Source organism: Neorhizobium descurainiae, from assembly GCF_051400715.1.
In the GTDB taxonomy this organism is placed as follows: domain Bacteria; phylum Pseudomonadota; class Alphaproteobacteria; order Rhizobiales; family Rhizobiaceae; genus Neorhizobium.
The window spans coordinates 1-23413 of record NZ_JBLFFK010000027.1 but is presented as its reverse complement, the minus strand read 5'-3'; the positions used below and the strand labels follow the sequence as shown (position 1 = coordinate 23413).

19 protein-coding genes are annotated in these 23413 nt (G+C 61.2%); 8 read left to right on the top strand and 11 right to left on the bottom strand.

All coding sequences use genetic code 11. The features are described 5' to 3' along the window. Positions 1-6 precede the first annotated feature (6 nt). The 5 genes from ACMGE0_RS29410 to ACMGE0_RS29390 all read right to left on the bottom strand — a co-directional run bounded on the left by ACMGE0_RS29410 (position 7) and on the right by ACMGE0_RS29390 (position 5420). Positions 7-1044 (bottom strand): AI-2E family transporter, encoded by a 1038-nt coding sequence (locus ACMGE0_RS29410; protein WP_436819442.1) that lies wholly within the window; start codon positions 1042-1044, stop codon positions 7-9. A 129-nt stretch (positions 1045-1173) separates the two neighbouring features. Continuing rightward, positions 1174-1431: a YMGG-like glycine zipper-containing protein gene (locus ACMGE0_RS29405; RefSeq protein WP_495885026.1), complete on the bottom strand. Its 258-nt coding sequence runs from the start codon at positions 1429-1431 to the stop codon at positions 1174-1176. Positions 1432-1599: 168 nt separating this feature from the next. Continuing rightward, the gene (locus tag ACMGE0_RS29400) at positions 1600-3411 is read right to left on the bottom strand and encodes an SLC13 family permease (RefSeq protein WP_436819440.1); all 1812 of its coding nucleotides are present in this window, start codon (positions 3409-3411) and stop codon (positions 1600-1602) included. 127 nt (positions 3412-3538) lie between these two features. Further along, a complete protein-coding gene (locus tag ACMGE0_RS29395; protein WP_436819439.1) occupies positions 3539-4060 on the bottom strand; it encodes a DUF1269 domain-containing protein in 522 nt (173 codons plus the stop codon). A gap of 226 nt (positions 4061-4286) precedes the next feature. Further along, complete coding sequence (locus ACMGE0_RS29390; RefSeq protein WP_436819438.1) at positions 4287-5420, bottom strand: alpha/beta hydrolase; 1134 nt, start codon at positions 5418-5420, stop codon at positions 4287-4289. A 307-nt stretch (positions 5421-5727) separates the two neighbouring features. Here ACMGE0_RS29390 and ACMGE0_RS29385 point away from each other — a divergent pair, with 307 nt between their 5' ends. The 4 genes from ACMGE0_RS29385 (at position 5728) to ACMGE0_RS29370 (ending at position 11183) form a co-directional block, all read left to right on the top strand. Beyond that, positions 5728-7566 (top strand): SLC13 family permease, encoded by a 1839-nt coding sequence (locus ACMGE0_RS29385; RefSeq protein WP_436819437.1) that lies wholly within the window; start codon positions 5728-5730, stop codon positions 7564-7566. Positions 7567-7647: 81 nt separating this feature from the next. After that, entirely contained in the window at positions 7648-8841 is a 1194-nt protein-coding gene (locus ACMGE0_RS29380; RefSeq protein WP_436819436.1) for a M14 family metallopeptidase, read from the top strand. 38 nt (positions 8842-8879) lie between these two features. Continuing rightward, a complete protein-coding gene (locus ACMGE0_RS29375; protein ID WP_436819435.1) occupies positions 8880-10322 on the top strand; it encodes a metal-dependent hydrolase family protein in 1443 nt (480 codons plus the stop codon). Between the two features lie 18 nt (positions 10323-10340). Beyond that, positions 10341-11183 carry an alpha/beta fold hydrolase gene (locus tag ACMGE0_RS29370; protein WP_436819434.1) on the top strand — a complete coding sequence of 281 codons (843 nt, stop codon included), beginning with the start codon at positions 10341-10343 and terminating at the stop codon, positions 11181-11183. Between the two features lie 30 nt (positions 11184-11213). On the opposite strand, the gene ACMGE0_RS29365 is transcribed toward ACMGE0_RS29370, so the two are convergent. Further along, positions 11214-11900: an META domain-containing protein gene (locus ACMGE0_RS29365; protein ID WP_436819433.1), complete on the bottom strand. Its 687-nt coding sequence runs from the start codon at positions 11898-11900 to the stop codon at positions 11214-11216. A gap of 358 nt (positions 11901-12258) precedes the next feature. On the opposite strand from ACMGE0_RS29365, the gene ACMGE0_RS29360 reads away from it, so the two are divergent. From ACMGE0_RS29360 to ACMGE0_RS29345, 4 genes are all read left to right on the top strand, one after another. Next, a complete protein-coding gene (locus ACMGE0_RS29360) occupies positions 12259-13326 on the top strand; it encodes a helix-turn-helix domain-containing protein (protein ID WP_436819432.1) in 1068 nt (355 codons plus the stop codon). 398 nt (positions 13327-13724) lie between these two features. Continuing rightward, positions 13725-14948: a helix-turn-helix domain-containing protein gene (locus ACMGE0_RS29355; RefSeq protein WP_436819431.1), complete on the top strand. Its 1224-nt coding sequence runs from the start codon at positions 13725-13727 to the stop codon at positions 14946-14948. Between the two features lie 98 nt (positions 14949-15046). Next, positions 15047-16195: an efflux RND transporter periplasmic adaptor subunit gene (locus tag ACMGE0_RS29350; RefSeq protein WP_436819430.1), complete on the top strand. Its 1149-nt coding sequence runs from the start codon at positions 15047-15049 to the stop codon at positions 16193-16195. Continuing rightward, positions 16192-19341: an efflux RND transporter permease subunit gene (locus ACMGE0_RS29345; protein WP_436819429.1), complete on the top strand. Its 3150-nt coding sequence runs from the start codon at positions 16192-16194 to the stop codon at positions 19339-19341. The genes ACMGE0_RS29350 and ACMGE0_RS29345 overlap by 4 nt, the downstream gene beginning before the upstream one ends. Positions 19342-19383: 42 nt before the next feature. On the opposite strand, the gene ACMGE0_RS29340 is transcribed toward ACMGE0_RS29345, so the two are convergent. From ACMGE0_RS29340 to ACMGE0_RS29320, 5 genes are all read right to left on the bottom strand, one after another. Continuing rightward, entirely contained in the window at positions 19384-20418 is a 1035-nt protein-coding gene (locus tag ACMGE0_RS29340; RefSeq protein WP_436819428.1) for an urea transporter, read from the bottom strand. Positions 20419-20528: 110 nt separating this feature from the next. Next, positions 20529-22232 (bottom strand): urease subunit alpha, encoded by a 1704-nt coding sequence (gene ureC, locus ACMGE0_RS29335; RefSeq protein WP_436819427.1) that lies wholly within the window; start codon positions 22230-22232, stop codon positions 20529-20531. 9 nt (positions 22233-22241) lie between these two features. Next, on the bottom strand, positions 22242-22547 hold the full coding sequence (locus ACMGE0_RS29330) for an urease subunit beta (RefSeq protein ID WP_436819426.1): 306 nt from the start codon (positions 22545-22547) through the stop codon (positions 22242-22244). Between the two features lie 10 nt (positions 22548-22557). Beyond that, positions 22558-22860 carry an urease subunit gamma gene (gene ureA / locus ACMGE0_RS29325; protein WP_436819425.1) on the bottom strand — a complete coding sequence of 101 codons (303 nt, stop codon included), beginning with the start codon at positions 22858-22860 and terminating at the stop codon, positions 22558-22560. Positions 22861-22883: 23 nt separating this feature from the next. Further along, positions 22884-23315: an urease accessory protein UreD gene (locus ACMGE0_RS29320; RefSeq protein ID WP_436819424.1), complete on the bottom strand. Its 432-nt coding sequence runs from the start codon at positions 23313-23315 to the stop codon at positions 22884-22886. Positions 23316-23413: the final 98 nt, after the last annotated feature.

Genomic DNA, 23413 nt, shown 5'->3' with positions numbered 1-23413 from the left:
AGGCTGTTACAAACGATCGCTTTCCGATGCGGCGGATGCGCCGAAAATTTCCGAGACCCATCGCGTCGACGAGAACTGAGCGCAGAAGGTCAGGATCGCAATCGTGATCGGCACGCCGATGAACGCGCCAAACAGGCCCCAGACGAATGACCAGGCGAAAACCGAGAAGAGAACCACGTAGGACGACATTGCGAGCGCATAGCCGGCGACTCTCGGCTCGATGTAGCTTCCAATGACGAACTGGATGATGTTGAGGCCAGCAAAGATGAGAATGGCTGCCTCCGGCGAGCCGAACTGCGCCAGGGCATAGGCGCTTGGCAAGAGGGTTGCCACGAACGGCCCGATGAAAGGTATATAGTTGAGGGTAAAGGCGATGACACCCCACTCGGCGGCGAACCGGAGCCCGAATGCGGCGGAAAGGGCCCAAACGAAAGCGCCGGTGGCAAGACTCATGACCGTCCTTACGAGCATGTAGCGCCGCAGTTTAGAAGCCGTGAGAACGCCGCCGCGGATCACGGCATTTGCGGTTTCGCTGGAGAGGGCCCTGCGGATGTTCTGGGCGATCGCCTCCGTATCGAGGAGGCCAAGCAGCACATAGACGATAACGACCACCCAAAACGAGATCGTCGTGTTCAGCCGGGCGGTCACGCCTTGCAGTATCCGCAGCAACCAGCCGACGTTGAAATGCTCCGCCCACACCCCGGCGACGACGATACCATGCCCTTCGAGCCAGTCGGCGAGCTGGTTATAAAGCGCCTGAAACCGTGCACCCTCGGCAACGACAGAGCGACCGATGCGCCCGAATCCCCAGGCGGCGGCCGATGTCAGGGCGACGAAGACGCAGACGATAACAGCGACCACAAGCGCAAGAGCCAGCAGCTTCGGCAGGAAACGCTGCAGGTTCTTTTGGAATGGCCATACAAGCGCGATGATAAAGAGCGCACCAGCCACTGGAGCGAAGACGGCAGCCGCTATCTGCAAGGCAGATACGAACGCAATGGCCGCGATAAGTAAGAGGGGAGCAAGCAGCGCTCGGCTGTTCATGACGACGATATTTCCTGGAGGCACCAACGGCACGCCGCAAGCACCAGCGCAATGCTATCCCAATGTACGACTGCCTTCCAAACGCACAACCGCCGATTTCCTTTTGTTTTGCATTGAAGTGGTAGCGCGTCAGCAGCGCACCCTGACACGATTGCCCCACCTGTCACGAGCCCAGCACTCGCGAGGATTGGTGGCTGCGCCCACCATGGCGCCAGTCGCCCCACCGATCGCAGTGCCGACCAGGGCACCGCGACGTCCATTGGCAATGCCGCCGATTACGGCACCGGTTGCAGCGCCCGCGACAGTCGTTCCTGCCACTCGCTGCTCGTTAGAGGTGCAGCTCGCGGCAAGCATAGCGCAGACTGCGATAAAGGCGACTTTTCGCATTTTTCTCTCCAAAATGAACTCTTTCCCTTGCGGGATCGCAGCAATGCGACAAAGCATCTTCGCAAATATCATGGGACGAATAATTAGTTGCCTGTCCCAAAATCATGCGCCGCGTCTCTAAACATGCTGTATAAGCCAAACGGCATTTCCTAAGTCCGGGCGGCCTCTCTAAAGCGGCCAAATCAACGGGACGATGAAAACGGCCACAACGAAAAACCAAACCATCAGAGGTGTGCCGAGCTTCCAGTAATCGCCGAACTGATACCCGCCCGGCCCCATCACCATCATGTTCGTCGTCGTGGCGATCGGCGTCATGAACGACGCCGAGCCGGCGACACAAAGGCTCATCAGAACGGGCTGCGGCGCAATGTGCATGTTTGCCGCCGCCGCCATCGCAATTGGGATGACCAGCATTGTCGTCGCCGTATTGCTCATGATCTGGCCCAGGAACGCCGTGAGCAGGAAAAGTCCGGCAAGGAGCGCCGTCGGCCCCGCGTGGCCGATCGCGGACACAAGCTCTTCGGCCACGAACTTCGCCGTGCCGGACTCCATCATGGCCGTCGAAATCGGCATCATCGCCCCAACGAGAATCACCGTCGTCCAGTGGACGGCGCGGTAGGATTGTTCAACCGTGATCACCCCCGTCCCGATGAGAATGCAGGCGGAGAGGATGCCTGCGACGGCAGGCGGCACGATGTTCGCCGCCAGCATGACGACAAGCCCGATAAGCGTGGCGACGGCGATCTTCGCCCCCGGCCCCATGGGCACGGCCTGCCGGCGGACGAGATCCGGCGAATCGACAACAAGTACATCGGGATCATCCAGCCGCCGATCGAGGGCTTCCCAGCTCCCTTCGAGAAGAATGGTATCGCCCGGCATCAACTCCGGTTTGGTGTAGTCGATTTCCTCGCCGCCCCTCTGCACCGCCAGGACGATCAGGTCGCCATCTTCCGTTGCCAGACCGGGATACATCGGCCTTCCGATCAGGCCAGAGCGCGGAGGGATCATCACTTCGGCCAGCCCCGACCGGCGATTGAACGCCGGACTTCCGCCTTCCGACGATGCGTCCTCGCGAATGGCTAGATGCAGGCGTGATGCTGCATCTGCGACGGATTGCGCGGCGCCGCGAACGAGCAGGTAGTCTTCCGAGGTAACCGCACGGCCGCGAACCGGAAGGCCGGATGCGGAGGCCTGTACGGCCATGATCTGCAAGCCGTCGGAGCTTCCCAAATCAATGCTATCAGGCGACTGCCCGACCAAGGGGGAGCTCTTCCTGACGCGGAGCCTGAACAAGCCATCGCGCAGACCGTAGTGCTCGACCAAGGTCTGGGCGTGCTGGCTGAAGTCGGCGGGCAGCCGCGCACTGCTCTGGCGGGGCAGCAGGCGCTTGCCAAGGAGGAGGACGATGAGCATCGTCCCGGCAAGCAACGGTACACCGACAAGTGCAAATTCGGCAAAAGCGAACCCTTCGAGTCCCACATCCTCCAACGCCTCCGAGACGAGGAAATTCTTCGGGGCGCCCGTCAAGAGCAGGTTGGCTCCGGCATGCGCGGAAAATGCCAGCGGCATCAGCAGCTGGGCCGGCGACTGGCCGATGCGCGCCGCAGCTATCACGGCGACGGGCATCAGCGCCGCGACGGCGCCGCTTCCGCTAAGGAGCGACGTCAGGCAGCCAACGGCGGTCATAAGAATAAGGAGCAGCCGCGTGCGGTTGTTTTCGCCTGCCCGCGCCATGAGGATCTGTCCGGCCCATGCCGTCACGCCCGTCCTTTCGAGCGCGGCACTCACCACGAAGAGACTGGCGATAAACAAGACGGCACGGTCGCCGAAACCGGCGAAAGCCTGATCGAGAGTGACAAGGCCTGCAGTCCAAAGAGCAAGAGCCGCAGCGCAGGCGACGGCGATCACTGGAAGCTTGTTCCACGCAAACAGCGCAATCGTGGCAAAGATGATGAGACCGGTGCTTTGAATTGCAGTCACAACTCATCCCACCTGCTCGTGGTCCCGGGGCTCGACATGCCCCAGGCCGGTTTCAGCCTCTGTAAGCCGCGCCGGGACAGGAGGCTGGCACGCCCAGCCTCCGTGAGGTGCGATTGCCAGGTTCCGGTCACGAAGCCGCTGCTGGCGCCGCCTCGGCCTCGGCCTGGACGGCAGACAGCGCTTCGCGCAAAGCAGCTTCCTTGGTCTCGTCAAATGACGTCTGCAAGAGTTCGCCACCGACACCCTTGAGGTCGGCGAGGACCTTGTCGGTCGTCATCTTGCGCACCAGCAGGAAAAGGCCGGCCGTCCCCGGCTGAAGTGCACTTGCGGCGTCCTTCATGAAATTGTCGTTGATCCCGCTGTCGCTGAGTTGACCGCCAAGCGCGCCGGAGGCCGCGCCGAGTGCCGTTCCGGCAAGCGGCATAAGAAAGATGGCGCCAATGAGCGTCCCCCAAAGGGCGCCGGACATCGCACCGCGCGCGGTGAGATTGACGAGCTGGTTCAGCTTGATCTGTCCCTTCTCATTCTTGACGACGACAACGGCATCGCCGAGTTCGATCAGATAATCCCGTTGCAGCGACAGCACCTTCTGGCGCACTTCCTCTGCCTTTTCCTCCGTCGCGAAAGCGATGAAGACCAGATCGCTCATGTCAATATCCTCTCATTGAAACGCCAACTTTGCGGGATGCCAACGCAACACCAATCCTCGTCCTCCGGCTCGCCGGCACGATTGGTCCCGCATGCAAAGCCGAGGTGCGGCTTGCCCCAGCTATGCGAACGCTAGCAATTGACGCATCGACAAGGATGAGCGACGAATCCCAAGTTTACGCAGGCCGTCCCATTTTGGCCTTTCCTTTCAACCGGAGAATGCATGGCTAGCGACTGGCGGCCGCATCGAAGATCATGATCGGGGCGGTAACGATGAAGGTCGCGGCCGACCCGAGCGCATCTACCGCCGTTGTTGGGCGTGCAACATCGAGATCGGTGATCACCTGCCCCTGCAGCAGCCTGTCGCCGATCAGACGAACGACGTGGGGACTGGTGGCGTAAAGAGCGTGATTGATCCGGTCGCCCGAATTCAAGGCACTGAGATCCAGCACCGTAACGCCGGCAAGACCCGACAGGGCTCTTTGGTAGTCCTCCCGCGACAAATCGATCCCGCCGAGACGTGCGCCGCCGCGCGAAATGAATTGGGATAGCTGAAGCGCCCGGTCGTGCTGCGCGATGAAGACCGTGATCGGCGGCCGCTTCGGGCCCATGTCCTCGACTTGCCGCCGGAAAACGCCGACATCGAGGTCGGGCGACGCGAGAATTAGGCTGGCGACCTTGCCGGATACCCCTCCACGCCGCAAGGCGACGTGCCGGACTGCTTCAACGGCAAGCCACGCGCCCATCGAATGAGCGAGTATGACGACCTCGTCTATGGCTGAACTATCGATCGCGGCCTCCAGCAGATTTGCGAGGTCCGAACGCGAATAGGACGCATTGTCGAAATCACGCTTGTAGTCGAGTAAACGTCCGCGCGACGGCCAGGAGAAGAGGATCGGCACCGCCTCTGCGTCGGAGTCGTGAACCAGTTGCGCGAAACGGAAAACGGCTCGATCGAATGTCGTACTATAGCCATGCACGAAGACGAAGGCGCGGCGCTTGCGCGGAACGTTGGCGCGGAACGCGGCAGCGATATCCTCCCGGTCAATCGGCGCCACGGCATTGGCGACGAAGGTCCGCTCGGGATTGCCCGGAACCCGCCGCGGAAGCTGGAGCGTGCCGGCCTTGCGGCGACGCGGAACGGATACGACGATCCGGCTGTAGGAAACTGTCTTGCCCCGATCTCCGCCGAAGAGCATGTCAGGATTGTCGACCGGCGCACGTGTCGTCGCGGCAAGGATCGTGATTTGATCGGCATCCTGCGAAGGGGGCGCCACACGAAGCAGCCCCGTTTGCGGCGCAGCGCAGGCCAACAAGCCGACGTGGAAAACAGCAAGCGCGAACAGGCTTCGCCACCGCATTTTCTCGCCTCCGCTACGTATGGACGCCAATTTCGGCGTCTATAGGAGCCCAAGCCTGTTTTCACGGACTGTGCGGTTCACTCACCACATCTCTCACCTGCTTTAAGACTTCACACCCGGTCAAGGTCTCGTCCGATGAATTGAAATGCCGCTCGTAACTCCGGGACGCAGTGCGTAGCGCCGGGACTCTCGGCTCATGACTTATCACGCCGCCCGGCTAATCTCAGGCAGTCGGTCGGGACGCCTGCCTGTATTCGGCAGGCCGTGACGCCGGTCCCGGAGCGGGCATCTCAAAGGAACAGCAGGATTGAGCCCGGTAGCTCTCATCGCAACCATCATCGCCGCGGCGATCGTTCTTTTCGTTTGGAACAAACTGCCAGCCGTTGTTGTCGCGATGCTCGTATGCCTGTCCTTGTGGGCGTCAGGGATTCTCAGCCTCAGCGAGGCGTTTGCCGGTTTCGGCGATCCGGCTGTCATATTCATCGCGACGCTCTTCGTGGTCAGCTTCGCGCTTGAGGTCACAGGCGTGACCGCCTGGGCCGGGCAGCGTCTCATCCGGGCCGCGGGCGAAGAAAGCCGCACACGGCTTCTGGTCCTAATGATGAGTCTTGCTGCAGTCCTGGCGGCGCTCATCGGTGTCTACGGCGCCGTTGCGGCACTCCTGCCGGTCGTCGTTGTCATAGCGGTCCGTCTCAGGAGAAAGTCCTCGCAGCTTCTGCTGCCGCTCGTCTTCGCCGCGCATGCCGGCTCGCTGCTGACATTGACCGGTTCGCCGGTGAACGTGCTCGTTTCGGATGCCGGTATCGACGCAGGCGTGAAAGATTTCGGTCTCTTTGAATTCGCCCTCGTCGGCATTCCGCTCTTTGCCGGCAGCATGGCCATCATCGTTCTCTTCGGCGAGCGGCTTTTGCCGCAGCAAAACGGAGTGCCGATACCGGCGGACTTCAGCCGCCACGCCAGGACGCTGGTCGAGCAATATGGGCTTGGAAACGGCATCTACCGAGCGCGCATCCGCGCCACATCGCCGTTCGCGGGGCGCGAGCCGTCGGCGATCGACGTAACACACTATGAGGGCCTTCAGTTGGTGGCGGTACACGAGGGCGATACGGCTCAACCGATCCGCCGGCCGCATGCTGCCGAGAGCGATCATCTTCTTCTGCGCGGTGATCGCGAGGCCGTGGCCAGGTTCGCAGCGGACATGCATCTATCTTTCAGGGAGAGCGAGCTGCAATCCGGGGACGGTCGAGACACCCTGTTCAATCGCCAGTCAGGGTTGGCCGAAGTCGTTATCCCGCCGAGGTCAAGCCTGATCGGTCAAAGCGTCTTCCCCGGGATGGTGACCGCAAGCGGCGACCTTGTCGTTCTCGCGGTCCAGCGGGCCGGCAATCCTATCGATAAAGCCAGGGCGCAGGACAAAACGGGCGCGATAGTGCTTCGCGCCGGCGATACAATGCTGCTCCAGGGAACCTGGCAGGCGCTGGACGACCGCCTCGACGATCCGGACGTCCTGGTGGTCAGTTCGCCCGAGCTCGTGCGCCGGCAGGCCGTTCCGATGGGGTCAGGAGCAAAGCAGGCCGTCGCGATCCTGCTCGGCATGGTGTTTCTGCTCGCGACCGGCATTGTTCCCCCGGCCATCACGGGCGTTCTCGCTGCCGGAGCGGTCGTTCTTTCGGGGATCATGACCGCCGAACAATCCTACAGAGCGATCGGATGGACCACCGTCATCCTCATTGCAGCCATGAAGCCACTCTCCACCGCAATGATGGAAACCGGCGCCGCTCAAATGATGGCAAACCAGCTCGTCGATATCGTGGGGGGAACCAGCCCTACGGCATTCCTGGCGGGACTTTTCGTGCTGACGGCGGTTCTCGGCCAGTTCATCAGCAGTACGGCGACGGCCCTAATCGTGATTCCGATCGGCGTGACGGCGGCGGCCGGCATGGGCCTTTCGCCCCGCCCCGTGCTGATGAGCACTGCGATTGCCGCAGCTGCAGCCTTCCTGACTCCGATAGCATCCCCGGCGAACGCAATGGTCATGGGACCCGGCGGGTACACCTTCAGTGAATATTGGAAGCCGGGGCTGCCGCTCCTGGCATGGTTCTTCGTGGTTGCCGTCTTCATCGTCCCGCTGATCTGGTCGTTTTAGATCGATCGCAGGCGCCAGGATGGAGTCTTCTCAACGCCGGCCGGCAAGGCCGGGCACATGACATGATGGAGGAATGGATCAATGACGGCTGATGGCAACGAGGGACTGGACCGTCGTCGCTTCATGATCGCATCAGTCGCCACGGTGGGGGCGGCCGGGCTCATGGCGACAACGGCCAATGCCCAGGCGCAATCCGGTCAGGACGGCAGCGCGACGGCGAGCGAACAGGGTACTGTCTATACCGGCGATGTCGTTGAGGGAAAGCAGGTTATCTCCTCCCTCGACATTGAGGACCTCGAGCCGGGAAAGAAGCACAGCTTCTATTTCAAGGGCGTGCAGATGCCGACCGGCCAGACCTGGTACGTGTCGGTCATGGTGGCGAAAGGCGCCACGCCGGGCAAGCGGCTCGGGCTGATCAGCGGCGTGCATGGTGACGAGATGAGTCCCGTCCACACGATCCAGTCTGTAATGAACCAGCTCGATCCAACCGCGATGTCCGGAACGGTGATGGCGGTCTTCGACATTTCCCGCCCCGCGTTAGAGGGAATGACCCGGCGATGGCCAAGTTCGGGCCGCGGCATCGATCTTATCGACATCAACCGGCTGTTTCCCGGCAATGAACAGGCGCCGGAAGCGGCCATGCGCCATGCGGGTCTCGTTTTCAACCGGCTGCTTCGCGCCAATCTCGACTACGGGATAGACTTCCATACGGCTGCTACCGGAATGGACATGACGGCATTCCACCTCGCCCGCATGGACCTTCCAGATGTCCGCGCGATGGCGGAGCTCTACCCGATCGAACAGATCTTCGACAACAAGGCCGAGCCGGGTCTTCTTGCCAATGCCCTCATCGACGCCGGCATTCCGGCATTCACGCCGGAAATCGGCCGACCGCGCGTCTTCGACCATGAGATGATCGACCTGTTCGTGGAAGGAACGATGAACGTGATCAAGCATCACGGGATCCTGCCGGGGCAGATCGGTCGTACCGGCAGGGATTCGAACGTCTTCATCGCAGATGGAATGTTCCCCGTGATCACCACCCATGGAGGCTTCATCGAACTCCTTGTGCAGCTCAACGAGACCGTGGAGGCCGGCCAGAAGGTTGCGATCCAGAGGAACACGTTCGGCGAGGTGATGGCGGAATACACAGCGGCACGCGGCGGCAAGGTCGGTGCCAGACGGACAGACGCAACGGCCGAGCCCGGAACGCCGATCGTCTTCATGATATTTGACAGTGCCAGTGCCGTCGGAGGGGATGTGGTGGTCGAATAGCCTCTGTCACAATTTACCGAACCAGAGAGGAAAGCCCTATGTTGCGGATCGGAACGAAGTATCGCCACCTTGTCCATGATGCCGGCTGCGGGTGCTTCAGCCCGGACCTGCAGAGGGCCTCCCACCGGCTGGAAGTCCTGTCGCGACGCGGCTTTCTGTCCGGGCTGGCCGCGGCAGCCGCCGCCGGCACCTTTCCTGCACACGGCTTTGCGCAAGCGGAAGCCAAGCCGACGAAGGTCCTGCTCCGCAACGCGCGCCTCTTCGACAGCAAGACCGGTATGGTCGCCGACAATGTTCAAGTCCTTGTGGTCAATAACCGGATCGCTGGAACCGACCGTACCAACGCGCCGCCGCCGGAAGACGCAACCGTCATCGACTGCAGGAACGGCGTCATCATTCCCGGACTGATCGATGCGCACTGGCATGCCATCTTTGCCGCGGTGCCGCTGAACCTCCTTCTCGGTGGGGATCCAGGCATCATTTTTGCCGCATCGACGGCAGAGGCCGACCGCACGCTGATGCGTGGCTTCACGACCGTTCGAGACCTTGGCGGCTCCGTATTTTCGTTCAAGCAGGCCATTGACGCCGGCATGATTCCCGGGCCGCGAATCTACCCGTCCGGCGCGATGATCACCACCTCCGGCGGCCATGGGGACCTGCGCCTGCCGACCGAGATTCCGAGGGACGGCGGACGGCTGAGCGGGGGCGAACTTATGGGCGGATCCGCGATCGTGGATGGGATCGACGACCTGAAGCTGCGGATCAGGGAGCAGTTTCTGCAGGGCGCATCGCAGATCAAGCTTGTCGGCAGCGGCGGTGTATCGTCGCCGCGCAGCCCGCTGGACATGACGACGTTCAGCGAGGAAGACCTGCGCGCGGCCGTGAGCGTCGCAGAGGACTGGAACAGCTATATCGCGATCCACGTCTATACGTCGCGCGCCGTGCAGCGTGCCCTCAAGGCCGGCGTGACCTGCATCGAGCACACCCACCTGATGGACGAAGAGACGGCGGTCATGATCGCCGAAAAGGGCGCATGGCTGAGCATGCAGCCCTTCCTGACGATGGCGGACGCGGCATCCCAGAGCGGGCCGGGTGTCGAGCGGGCGCAACAACTCTTCGCAGGGACGCCGAAAGTCTACGAATATGTGCGCAAGCACGGCATCAAGACCGCCTGGGGCTCAGACGTGCTCTTTTCACCGGAACTCGGCCCCCGGCAGAACATCATGCTGACGCATCTGAGCAACTGGTATCGCAACGCCGAAGTGCTGCAAATGGCGACTTCCGGCAATGCGGAGCTGCTCGGGCTCTCCAGCCTGCGTAATCCCTATCCCGGCAAGCTCGGCGTCATCGAGGAAGGCGCCCTGGCCGACCTTCTCGTTATCGACGGCAATCCAGTCGACGACATTGCCCTGCTCGAAAACCCGCAAAAGAATTTCACGGTGATCATGAAAGATGGGCGCCTGCACAAGAACACCCTTTGAGAACAGGCGGCAGTTCGCGTGCTTTCCTTGCGTCGCCTGAAGAAGCCCGGACCGAATAGCGTCGGCCCACCATCCGCCCGGACGGACCTGCTGGACCGCATGAAAGGAGCGATATGCGCTGCGGGCGCCCTCCTCGCGCTAGTGGCAGAACCGACGGCGGCGGCGGGTCCATACCTGACCGGACAGGATTGCGTCGTCCTCGTGCATGGCCTTGCCCGCGGCACCGGCTCATTCTGGCTGGTGGAAAAAACCCTCACACGGAAGGGGTACTATGTCGTAAACGCCGACTATCCCTCAACGACGGCAAGAATAGCAGAGCTCGTGGAGCACCTCGGCGCCGCGGTCGAACGATGCGGCTCGCGTCCTGTTCATTTCGTGACGCACTCGCTTGGGGGAATCCTCGTCCGCTACTTACTCGCTTACCATTCTCGGCCGCAACTGGGCCGGATAGTGATGTTGGGATCTCCAAATCATGGTTCGGAGATCGTTGACCTGTTCGGCGATCTGCCGCCATTCGAATGGATCAACGGTCCGGCCGGACAGGAGCTGGGGACGGGAGCAGATGCAATACCGAACCTCTTGCCCAGACCCGACTACCCTATCGGCATTATCGCGGGCGATATCTCGGTCAATCCCATCTTCAACGCGATGCTTCCGGGGCCGAACGACGGAAAGGTTACCATCGAATCCACGAAGCTCGAGGGCGCAGCCGACCATCTCGTAGTGCACGCGACGCATACCTTCATGATGTACAATCCAATCGTCGTCATCGAGATGTTGAATTTTCTTGAGAACGGCGCATTCCAGCATGGCCTTTCATTCTCGGTCGCGTCCAGACAGCTTGCAGCGGCTTTCGAATAAAGGACGCCCGAACTACTTTCATTTGCGGTCCTATTTCCGCAGGCTCACCAACACGTCATTCGTCCCGACGAGCTGCACGTGTCCTGGCGATACGACTTCAAAGCGGATTACGCCATCGAACGCTGCCAGAAGCGCCCGTTCCTGATCCATCAGCGGTTGATCGCAAAGCATCATCGATGCGCCGGTCTCCGAGAGTTTCAATCCCTCTCCCGACAGCGTGAAACCGCCGAAGAACCGGTTGCAGGATCCGTTGCCGTGAATGCGGCCATCCGGCTCGAAGGTAAGCGTCGGTTCGGATTTCCCGACAGTGGCCTTCCCGCCGATGGCGTCAATTTTCCAGTCTCCGTGAAGAAGACTTGCAGGATCGCCGCCGCATCCTGTCAGGTGACGTTTGCCGACGACCAGTGTTATCGTTTTCGGATGGGGCATTCCCGTCATCGTGTCGGAGCAGCCCTTATCGGCGATCGTAAGGGTGAAAGCCTCCCCTCCGACAACAGCGGAATAGGTTTGGCCATCCTCTGTTTCAACCGCCGTGGGCACGGGCTCGATGGAAAGAGCCTTTCCGTCCTGAGCGTGAAACGTGATCGTTCTCTCGGTCATCTCCAACTGCCAGCCCGGCTCGTTACCACGGGCGCTCAAGGTCACTGCTTGCGCTGCATGCGCCGCAACAAGGCTCACGCCGAGCACCGTGCTCGTTCGTACGAGGGATCGGATCATAACTGTCTTGATCATGGTCAGAGGCTCCAGGCGACAATGGCAGTTCATGGCCCGTTGCCGGAGAATAGTCGATGCGCTACGTCGCCTTGAGCCTGAAGAGGCATGAAATAGGTACGGTAGACCCGGATTTGGGATTGTCTGCTCACCTCCTCCGCCACGCGTTACTCCGCGACTGTATCGTTTCGCCTCAGCGGTTCACCGACTTGACACATCGTTAATGATCTTCGCTCCGATTTATGGCCGCCCCAAGACGAACATTGCAACCTCGGGAAGAATCGGCTTACCTTTCAATCAGCCTGCCGTTTGCGCGACACTATCGGAATTCATGCTTGCTTACTCTTGAGTTCAAGGAGCTATCATGGACGCACAGGTGGAACAGGGACGGAAGCCCACCGATCCCTTGCTGGATGATCCCCTGGATTGCGCGATCGAATGTGATACCGCCTGTGCGTCTGCGCACGAGCGCTTCGAGTTCTTTCGCAGCTGGCACTCGGACATCGTCGATGTCGGCCTTCGATGCGGCGAGATCGTTACCTTCAAGGCGCAGGAGAAAATCTGGCAACTCGGCGACCTGGCATTCGCCGCGATCGACTATTCTCCCCATCACCTCCTCCGCTGGGAGCATAAAAAGAAGCCGGCGGTCGATCATTGGTTGGTGACCGTGAAATTTTCACCCGGAGCCGGCTCGATCGAGGGAAAGCCGCAGCGAAAGCTCCGCATGAAAAACCTGGCGGCGCCCGACATCTGCGAAACCGAAGGCGCAATCATTGCGCTTTTTCTTCCCCACAGCGCGATCGCCGCCCCTCTCCATCCGGAGATCGCGGAGAGCGCGGCCGAATTCCTCGCGGACTATCTAACCCTACTTCATCGCAATCTTGCCCATCTTAGGCAAAGCAACATCTCCGGGGTCGTCGCAGCCACCGAGCACATGGTCGCGGCAGCGGTTGCCCCTTCCCAGGAAAGGCTGGAGCAGGCACAAGCGCCATTCGACGCCGTAATCACCACACGTGCCATCCGCGCGATCGAGGCGAGGCTTTCAGACCCGGAATTGTCCCCGGACTTGCTATGCCGAAGCATTGGTGTTTCCCGGTCGCGCCTCTACCGAATTTTCGAGCCGGCCGGAGGTATCTCGAACTACATCCGCCGCAAACGCCTGCTTGAGACGCGACGCGCGCTCTCGAACAGTGCAGATGGACGCTCGGTCTCGAACATTGCCGAGAGCATGGGGTTCATGGACCCGTCGACCTACAGCCGCATGTTCAAACGGGAATTCGGCCTATCTCCGAAGGGAGCGCGGACCCTTGGGTGGGAAGGGATTCAGCATTCCACCTGGCTGAGCATCGACCAGCCCGCCGGCTGCGCCTGTACCCTTAACAGCCTCCTGATCAACAACTCGCTGAGGCTGTCGATAAACGCCGGTTGCTGAGGGTACGGGTGGCTGCGATGTGTAGCCGCCGAACTATTGTTGTCATCGCCCTCGGAACGAATTGGACGGCGTATCCATAATTGGGATTCGCTGCATATGTTAAAAGCTTTTGGCGCGACTAGACTTGCCGACACCGCCTGACCCTATTTTCGGTCTGGAACAACCTTATGTGGAGGTGGCGAAATTGGTCTTCGTGGTTTCCGGGCAGTCCCGCTGCTGGGACAGGTCGGCTTTTGAGGTCGCTCTAGCCGGAATATGACTGGTCACGGCGCAAGAAGCGCCCCTCGTCCGTTCCGCGATGAACCTTCCAAGTATGCGCGCTCGATATCGATACTTCCCCGGCACCGGGTTCACAAACCCCTCCAGCTACAGCCGGAATTCAAGACGGAATCGGCATTATGGCACCCAAGGAACCACGTGAACTCAACCGGAAGGGCTTAGATCACTCGGCCTGCATTGCTGTCGGTGAAACCGGCGAGGCGTCCAACTCGCTGCCATCTGTCGATCAACAATTTACACGGCCTTGCGCTATCGCCCAAACGGTGGGGTGGTCCATGCTGGACAAGGCTCAAGCCGTAACGGAGAGCAACCCAGAGCCCCCTCTAAAGTGCGTCATCGACGTAGACACCTCCGCCGCACCTCCTGCGGAACAGTTCGATCTTTACAGAACTTGGCATTCCAGCTTGGTGGATATCGTGCTCCTGCGGGATGAGTTCAAATCTTTCGCGGCGCGCCAAACGGTTTGGCGGCTGGGCAATCTTACATTGTTGTCCCTGGAATATCCCGGCATGAGATATCGCCGGCGCTGGAGCAGCAGGAAGAACCCGGTTTTTGATCACTGGGTTCTTTCTGTTCCCCATACAGTTTCTACGGACGGACGGCCAGCGCAGGTTGGAAAGCTGCGCTGGCAATGTCTTGCCGTACCGCATGAGGACCAGGGTGAGGACGATGGTTTCCTCGCGCTTTTCCTTCCGCGGGATTTTGCGTTCTCGCGACCGTGCGATCTCGCCATACGCCCGGAAATGGCGCTCTTCATCGCCGACTATATCCAACTCCTCCATCGCTCACTTCCGGATCGAACGGAACGCGATGCCGAATACATTGCCGTTGCGACGGCCAATCTGATTGCCGCTTGCATCACCCCCTCCCGCAATCACCTGTTCGAGGCAGAAGGGCCGATCAACGCGGTAATCATGGCGCGTGCGAACAAGCTTATCGCCGCACAGCTCTCAGACTGCGATCTCTCGCCAGAAAAGCTCTGTAAAGACCTGAACGTGTCCCGGTCGCGGCTCTATCGGATTTTCGAGCCGACCGGAGGCATCTCCGGCTATATCCGACGCCAACGCCTGCTGCGCACCAGGGACATCCTTGCCGACGGCACGGACAGTCGGTCGATTTCAGCGATCGCCGAGGAATGGGGTTTCATGGACGCATCAACATACAGCCGGATGTTCAGGCGTGAATTTGGCATGACTCCGAAAGAGGCCCGCGATACGGGCTGTCTCGGGATCAAGAATCCGTGGATTCCTCCCGGGGGAAAGCCAGTCGACACGGCAGCCCCGTCCCTGACCTCTCTCCTGACGAACAGCTATCTCGGAGGCAAATTATACCGACCGCAATAGAGCCTGCCCTCACATGCTTCCCGCAACGGCGGTACGCGCTGGTGGTCACCGGGAGTTTCAACCCCGGCTGAGGCATTGACTTTTATGGAGTAGAACGGATGGGAATTCCCGCCAGCATTCCTTGCGCCCTCCTCGCCTCGCTGGTCGCAGCTTCGCAGTTTATGCCCGTTCCAGCGCGCGCTGACGACACGCCAAAGGTTTCAACTTTCACCGTTATACTGGAAGACGTTTCGCCAAAACACGAATTCGTGGGCCGTGTGGAAGCACTCAATGCCGTCGATATTCGTTCACGCATCGAGGGCTTCATCGATGAGCGGCTATTCGAGGAAGGTTCCTTCGTCGAAAAAGGCCAGGAGCTGTTCCGGATGGACAGCCGGGCGCTCGACATAGCGCTGATTGATGCGAAGGCCGCCCTTATCCGCGCTGAGGCAACCCTGCTCGATGCCGAGCGGCAGCTGGCGCGGAACCGGTCGCTAAACCAGTCGGTCGCCCAAGCCGTACGCGAGCAGAGCGAGACGACGCGCGACACGGCCGCCGCGAGCGTCCAGTCGGCTGAAGCGGCCGTAAGGCAGGCCGAACTCAACCTCAGCTACAGCCACATCACCTCTCCCTTGAAAGGACGCATCGGGACGGCCGCGCTTGCGGCAGGCAGTTTCGTCAACTCCGCCTCGCCGGCGTTGGCGCGCGTCGTGCAAATGGACCCTATTCGGGTGGTCTTCTCAGTGAGCGACCGCGCCTTGCTGGATCTGCGGAAAGCCGCCGGAGGCGCGAGCAAGGACGACCTTGCCAACCGTTACGAAACGACCCTCAGGCTGTCGAACGGGCAGGTCTATCCGCACAAGGCACCGATCGAGTTCCTGGGAAGCGAAGTTGATGAGCGAACAGGGACCCTGCCGGTCCGGACGCTCTTCCCCAACTCCGACCACCTGCTCGTCCCCGGCCAGTTCGTGACGGTCGTCGTCTCCGAAACCACACGGATCGAACGTCCGACCGTCCCTTTAGGCGCGGTACAGCAGGACCGCGATGGCAAATACGTCATGCTGGTGGATGCGGGCAGTAAAGTCGTTCGGCGCCGGATCACGGTAACCGAGCAGGCGCATGGAAACTGGATCGTCGAAACCGGATTGGAGGGCGGCGAAAGCGTGATTGTCGACGGACTCCAAAACATTGCGGAAGGATCCGTGGTCGAGATCGTCGCGGAGGCAGCCTCCGCCGCAGGCACGTCCCAGCCGGCGGTGTCCAGATGAATTTTTCCGCCCCGTTCATCGACCGCCCTCGTTTCGCAATGGTGATCGCGGTCGTCATGCTGATCGCCGGCGTGGTCGCTCTCCTGCAGATTCCGGTTGCGCAGTTTCCCCAGATCACGCCGCCGGAAGTCCAGGTCTCCGCCAGCTATCCGGGTGCCAACGCGACGGTGATGACAGACAGCGTCGGTGCGCCGATCGAAGAACAGGTGAATGGCGTCGAAGGCATGATGTACATGTCCTCGTCCAGCACCGACAACGGCACCTACAGCCTGACCGTAACCTTTGAGGCGGGGACGGACCCCGCAATAGCCCAGGTCAACGTCCAGAACCGGGTGGCTCTGGCGACGCCCCGCCTTCCGGCCGCCGTCACTCAGGCCGGGGTGACAGTCCGCAGCCGGTCGTCCAGCATGCTGCTCGGCCTGTCGATCTATTCGCCGAAGGGGACCAGAGACGAGGTCTTCATCAGCAACTATGCGACAGTGAACATTCGCGATGCCATCGCCCGCCTTCCCGGCGTCGGCGAGGCAAGCGTTTTCGGGCCGACATACAGCATGCGCATCTGGATGAACCCCGACCGGATGGAGGCACTGGGCATTACGGCAGCTGACCTGACATCGGTGATCCAGGCCCAAAATGCCCAGGCCTCAGCCGGCCAGATCGGTTCGCCTCCCGCTGCAACAGGGCAGCAGCTGCAGCTGACGGTGATGGCGCGCGGGCGGCTCGCCGACGAAGCCGAATTCGGCGACATCATCGTCAGGAGCAATCGGGACGGCGGCGTGGTCCGGCTTCGCGACATCGCACGTGTGGAGCTCGGCGCCCAGTCCTACGACACGGCCTCCACCCTCAACGGCCATCCGAGTGCGACGGTCGTCGTCTACCAGTCGTCCGACGCCAATGCGCTTGCGGTATCGACGGCCGTGCTCGCCGAACTGGAGAAGCTTTCGACGCAGTTTCCGGATGACGTTGCCTATACGCTTGTCTTCGATACGACATCCTTCGTGCGGGAGACCATCCGCGAGATCTTCGCGACGCTCGCGATCACTTTCGTGCTCGTCGTGGCCGTGGTCTTTGCATTCCTGCAGGATTGGCGCGCAACGGTCATCCCGACCCTGACGATTCCCGTGTCGCTGATCGGCGGCTTTGCCGTTCTCTACCTGCTCGGCTATTCGGCGAACACGATCACGCTCTTTGCCGTTATTCTGGCGATTAGCCTCGTGGTGGACGACGCGATCATCGTCGTGGAAAATGTCCAGCGGCTGATGAGCGAGCACGCCATGGATATCCGCACCGCGACCCACACCACCATGCAGCAGGTCACCGGTCCGATCGTCGCGACGACACTGGTTCTCGCCGCACTGTTCGTACCGGTCGCGTTCCTGGCCGGCATCACCGGCGAACTCTATCGCCAGTTCGCGGTCACCATCCTCGTGACGATCGTCTTCTCGACGATCAACGCCCTCAGCTTGAGCCCGGCGCTATGCGTGCTCATCCTCAGGCCTGCGCCAGAACACAAGAGCGGGATTTTCGGCAAGCTGAACAGCGGCCTGGATGCATCCCGCCGCTTTTATCTGCGGCTGTTTGCGATCTTTGCGCGCCGTCTCGCACTTGCAGGCCTTCTCTTCGTCGCCGTGGTTGGCGGCATCTACGGCTTCTATCGCGTTCTGCCGACCGGCTTCGTGCCGGCCGAGGACCAGGGATATCTGTTCATGAACGTGCAGCTTCCAAACGCGGCGTCCCTGGAGCGGACGCAGCAGACGATTGCTCAAGTCAGTTCCCTCCTGCAGCAGACCCCGGGCATAGCCAATACCATCGGCATTGCCGGTGCCAGCATGGTCGGCGGTGGCGGTTCCAATAGCGGCATGATCATTTCCGCACTGGAACCTTGGGGCGAGCGCGGGCCGGACCAGAGTGCCTTCTCGCTGATCGACCGGCTGCGCCCTGAGCTTGCAGCTATATCGACCGCATCGATTGTGCCATTCAATCCGCCTGCAATCCCCGGACTCGGTGCGACTGGGGGCTTCGACTTCCGCCTACAGGCAAGAGCGGGGCAAAGCCAGCAGGAACTTGCCGAAGTCATGCGCGACCTGATCATTCGCGCGAACCGGACGCCCGGACTTGCCGGCATGTTCAGCACCTTCTCGGCCAATGTTCCGCAGCTTTACCTCGACATCGACCGAAAGCGCGCCGAACTCTACAGCGTTTCGCCCGCGGCGATCTTCAGCACGCTGCAGGCTCATCTTGGATCGGCCTATGTCGACGACTTCAACATCTTTTCGAGGGTGTACCAGGTTCGGCTGCAGGATGAGCCGTCCTTTCGCCAACGCATCGAGGACATTCAGCGACTGAGGGTGCGAAGCCAGCCCGGAGACCTCGTTCCGCTCCAGAGCATGCTTTCGATCTCGACGATCTACGGGCCAAGTTCGGTCAACAGATACAATCTGTTTTCATCCGCCTCGATCAACGGTCAGGCCGCAGCCGGAACCAGCACGGGCCAGGCGCTCGAGATCATGGAGGAATTGGCCACGGAGGCGATGCCGGCCGGCTTCGGCTTCGAATGGACGGGGCTTGCGCTTCAGGAGCAGCAAGCGGGTAACGAGACGGTACTCATCCTCATCATGGGCATCGTTTTCACCTATCTCTTCCTCGTCGCCCAGTATGAAAGCTGGAGCGTGCCGGTCGCCGTCATGCTATCGGTCTCCGTCGCGGTCGTTGGCGCGTTGGGCGCTCTCGTCGTCGGAGGGATCGATCTCAACATCTACGCGCAGATCGGTCTTCTGCTGCTCATCGGCCTAGCGGCCAAGAATGCCATCCTCATCGTGGAATTCGCAAAGGAGCGCCGCGAGGAAGGCATGAGCATCGTCGAGGCGGCGACCGAAGGCACATCCCAGCGCTTCCGGCCCGTGCTGATGACCGCGCTCGCCTCGATTCTGGGTGTCGTGCCGCTGGTCGTCGCTTCGGGCGCCGGCGCCGGCAGCCGCCAGGCGATCGGCTCCACGGTTCTGGGAGGCCTTCTACTCGGCACGGTCCTTGGGCTGATCGCGATTCCGGTGCTCTACGTCGTTATCCAGACGGTGCGGGAAACACTCAAGCAACGGCTTTTCGGTGTGAATTCCAACGGCACCGTATCCGACGCCGCCGGAGAGTAGACGGCCTTCGTCCTCTTCCGGAGCAGGCCGGCAGTCATACGCTCAATGGAGCATTTCCCGCCCGGGGTAGCGCGCCCGGTTTTCCTCGGGCGTGGATTTGGCCGGCAGCACCGGCACGAGCGCCTTGAACGCCCCCTGCCCCAGCAGCATGAGCCAGGTGACGAGAACGAAAGTGGAGGTCAAAACCGGCATCCCGATCGGCTTGAGGAAGATGGCGACAGATGCCCAGAGCCAGCTCGCGACGACGGCCCCGAAAACGGCATAGAGCAGACTCCGCCAGGTGAGGACCAGGAAGACGCCGCCGAGCGCCATGGCGGTCAGGGCGGAGTTGTAGCCAAAGAGGCCGTCCCGTACCGCCCCTTCGGGACCGCCATAGAGGGCTGCCGTCACGGTGCCGACGATCGCGCCGAGCAGCCCCATCGCAGCGCAGATGCGGGAGTTCAGGGCAATGGCGACAAGAATGACGTAGCCGGAGATCCAGTTGTCCTGGAAGAAAATCTGTCCGATCGATGTTCCTATTCCCTCGTACCAGGTTGAGAGTACATAGGGCACCGTTTCGGAAAATTGCTCGGGGGAAATTGGCTTGGCCATCGGACCCGCATCAATCGCATCGAACTTCAGGACGGCGAAGAGAAACAACCAGCCGACGAGGACAAAGGGCATGGTCAGAGGGGCAACCTTGTGCGGCCTCAGGACAGCGCCCATGCTGGCAAATGCCATTGTGGTGAAGGCGGCAGCGCAGATGAGATAGACAGCCATCGCGGCGGACGGCACCGCACCGGTTCGGAAATCCTCGCTGGTGAATGCAATGAGGGCCAGCCCGACCAGCGCGCCGTTGAAACCGTACAGCCCGTCACGCATCATGCCCCTGTCGGCCTTGAGGAGAAGGGCCGTCGCCGTGCTCGATATGACGCCGAGGATGCAGATCGCGGCGTAAATCCACGAGTTCCAGGCGAGCGCGAGAAGGATCACCAGCCCCGACAGCGGATTGTTCTGGAAGACGACCTGCCCGACGCCCCGCAAAGACCAATCGACGAAGGACAGGGATGGATGATCACGAAAACGATCCAACTGCATTGATCTCTGCTCCTCATGAAGATTTGCGGACCGGCATATTCACTCGTCAATCCGCGTGGCGACCGATGGAGGCCCGGGCGCGGCATCCGCGCCCGGTTTTTCTTCCGTTCCTAGAAAAGGAAGTATCGCTGCGACATCGGCAGGACGTCGGCCGGCTCGCAGGTGATCAGCTCTCCGTCGACACGCACGTTGTAGTTCTGGGGATCGACCTCCAGCTTCGGAGTGAGGCTGTTGTGCACCATGTCCTTCTTGCGCACCGTCCGCGTGCCCTTGACGGCAACAAGCTGCTTCGAGAGCTTCAGCTTCTCGCCGATCCCGTCGTCGAGCGCGGCCTGCGAGACGAAGGTGACGCCCGTCGAACCCAGAGCCCGGCCGAGCACGCCGTACATAGGGCGATAATGGACCGGCTGGGGTGTCGATATCGACGCGTTCGGATCGCCCATCGGTGCGATCGCGATCATCCCGCCGATAATCACCAATTGCGGCTTGACCCCGAAGAAAGCCGGCTTCCAAAGCACGAGGTCAGCACGCTTGCCGACCTGGATGGAGCCGATCTCGTGGGCAAAGCCATGCGTGAGCGCCGGATTGATCGTATATTTGGCGACGTAGCGCTTGACACGGAAGTTGTCGTTCCGATCGCTATCCTCCGGCAGAGGACCGCGCTGCACCTTCATCTTATGCGCAGTTTGCCAGCAGCGGAGCGTCGTCTCGCCGATGCGGCCCATTGCCTGGGAGTCCGACGACATCATCGAAAAGACGCCGAGATCGTGAAGGATGTCCTCCGCGGCTATCGTCTCCCGCCGAATGCGCGACTCGGCGAAGGCGACGTCCTCAGGGATTTGGGGGCTGAGATGGTGGCAGACCATCAGCATGTCGAGGTGCTCGTCGACCGTGTTGATCGTGTAGGGCCGTGTCGGGTTCGTGGAAGAGGGCAGGACATTCTCCTCCCCCGCCGCGGTGATGATGTCGGGCGCATGGCCGCCGCCGGCACCTTCCGTGTGGAAACTGTGAATGGTCCGGCCTTTCATGGCAGCGAACGTGTCGCGCACAAAACCGCTCTCGTTGAGCGTATCGCTATGGAGCGCGACCTGGATGTCCATTTCCTCGGCGACCGTGAGGCAATTGTCGATCGCCGCGGGCGTTGTGCCCCAGTCCTCATGCAGTTTCAGACCCACGACGCCCGCGCGGATCTGCTCCCGCAACGGGTCGGGCAAGCTGACATTGCCCTTGCCGAGCAGACCGACATTGATCGGCAGCGCTTCAACCGCCTCGAGCATCCGGTGGATTGCCCAGGGACCGGCTGTCACAGTCGTTGCTAGCGTGCCGACGGTCGGGCCAATGCCTCCGCCGACGAGCGTGGTCGTTCCGCTTGCCAGCGCTTCTTCGGCCTGCTGAGGGGCGATGAAGTGGATATGCGTGTCGATACCGCCCGCCGTGAGAATCCGACCCTCGCCCGCGATGACATCCGTTGCACCACCGACGACAATGGTGACGCCTGGCTGGATGTCCGGATTGCCGGCCTTGCCGATACCGGAAATGCGGCCATTCTTGATGCCGACATCGGCTTTGATGATGCCCCAGTGATCGACAATGGTGACGTTCGTGATGACCAGGTCGGCGACCTCGGCCGCCGGGCGCTGTCCCTGTCCCATTCCGTCGCGGATCACCTTGCCGCCGCCGAAGGTCACTTCCTCGCCGTAGACGGTGCGGTCTTCCTCGATCTCAATGACGAGTTCCGTATCGGCCAGCCGCATCCTGTCGCCCTTGGTAGGGCCGTAAAGATCGGCATAGGCCTGTCGTGTGATCGTTCCCATCGGTGCCTCCTACAGCTTGCCCATGACCTTGGCGTTGAATCCGTACACCTCGCGCTTGCCGGCGAGCGCCACGAGCTCCACGGTGCGCTCCTGGCCCGGCTCAAAACGGACCGCCGTCCCTGCCGGGATGTTGAGGCGGAAACCCTTTGTGGCTTCACGGTCGAAAAGCAGGGCCTCATTCGTTTCGTAAAAGTGGTAGTGCGAGCCGACTTGAATGGGCCTGTCGCCGGAGTTAGCGACGTCGACCTTGCATGTCTGCCGCCCCGAATTCAGCTCAATGGAGCCATCATCGACAAAATATTCGCCGGGAATCATAACAGCCTCCTCAGGGAATCGGGTTGTGGACGGTGACGAGCTTCGTGCCGTCCGGGAAGGTTGCCTCAACCTGGATGTCGTGGAGCATCTCGGGCACGCCCTCCATCACATCCTCGCGGGTAAGAAGCGTCGCGCCGTAGGACATGAGGTCGGCAACGGTTCGCCCTTCGCGGGCAGCCTCCAGTAGAGCCGCCGAGATATAAGCCACGACCTCGGGATAGTTCAGCTTCAGCCCTTTTGCCTTGCGGCGCTCGGCGACCAGTCCAGCTGTAAAGATCAGTAGCTTGTCCTTTTCACGCGGTAGCAGTTCCATGGGTTGGTCCTCATCGTTTCAGTTCATGTTGCCCAGATGCGTGGAGCAACGGCCTTCTTCATCAGGCCCTGCTCGCGGAGGATGCTCCATGCCTGGAGAAAGAGCGCCTTGCCTTCCGACATGCGCTGGCCGAGGTAGCGGCAGACGATCACGCGTTCGAGCTGGCTTACCGAAAAGACGCCGTGCGCCGCCTCGCCCAGGTGATTGCGGATGCGTTCAACCGTGTTCTCAAGCGCCGGCCCGGCATAGACCATCGTTCCCATGATGGGCCGGCCGGCAAAAATGAACGGCGCATCCAGAGCCTCCGGTGCACGCGAAAAAGCCACCTGCTCGAACCAGATGGGCTCGCCGCCGCGGACTATTTCGACGCGCTGGCGAAGGCGCCCGCCGGCGAAGCGTTCGCCCGCGGCCGGCCGGCCGAGGCTGACGAAATCCCACCCGATAGAGCGTTTCATGTTTTATTTGAAGCGTATCCGGCATTGACAAGATAATTGGTGCACTCGTCTGGACCGATGGTCTTGACGAGTGAGCCGAGATATCGCCAGGTGTCTTC